Here is a 727-nt window from a genome sequence, read left to right as displayed (position 1 = left end):
CGGTCGCTGGTCTTCCAGCCCACGATCCGGTTGGAGAAGGCGTCACGGACCGCGGCCAGCCAGAACACGCCCTCGCCGGTGGGGATGCGGGTGGCGTCGACGACCCACAGCCGGTCCGGTGCCGGGGCGGTGAAGTCCCGGTTGACCAGATCCGGCGACGGTGTGGCTCGTGGATCGCGGCGGGTCGAGGGTGTTCGCCATTTCTTGCGCGGGAACACGCCTTGCAGCTCGTGGCCGCGCATCAGCCGCTCGACCCGCTTTCGCGACACCCGGATCCCGCGGCGGCGCAGCGTCGCGTGCACCCGCGGGCTGCCGTAGGTGCCGCCGGAGGTGGTGTGGTCGTCCGCGATCTCGGCGACCAGTTCCTCGTCGTCACGCTGCCGCGGTGACGGGTTGGCCTGGCGCTGGACCCAGCCGTAGTAGGTGGAGGAGGCGATACCGAGGCCCGGAGGATGGGCTCGACCCCGAAGCGGCCGCGAAGCTGCTGCACGAGTTTCACGACCGTCGCCGGGCCGGGTCGAGTTCCGAGGCGAAAAAAGCGCTCGCGGCTTTGAGAATCTCGTTGGCGCGCTTGAGCTCCGCGTTCTCCCGCCGCAGCCTGCGCAGCTCGTCGGACTCGCTGGTCGTGGGGCCGGTCGTCCCGCTCGCCGCGATCGGCCTCGTCCTGCCGGATCCAGTTACGCAGTGCTTCGTGATGCACCCCGAGCTGCTCGGCCAGCCGCCGGAT

The 727-nt window shown here is 70.7% G+C and carries 2 protein-coding genes; both read right to left on the bottom strand.

The genetic code is table 11. From position 1 onward, the window contains the following. Positions 1-350 (bottom strand): IS3 family transposase (locus tag ADL03_RS47965; protein WP_231642875.1); only part of this gene is annotated, 350 nt, incomplete at its 3' end. Next, a complete protein-coding gene (locus ADL03_RS51010) occupies positions 242-718 on the bottom strand; it encodes a hypothetical protein (protein ID WP_369809102.1) in 477 nt (158 codons plus the stop codon). The genes ADL03_RS51010 and ADL03_RS47965, both read right to left, overlap by 109 nt. Positions 719-727: the final 9 nt, after the last annotated feature.

The organism is Nocardia sp. NRRL S-836 (genome assembly GCF_001279525.1).
Lineage (GTDB): Bacteria > Actinomycetota > Actinomycetes > Mycobacteriales > Pseudonocardiaceae > Lentzea.
The sequence above is the reverse complement of the archived record's forward strand: the minus strand, read 5'-3'. Positions and strand labels throughout refer to the sequence as shown.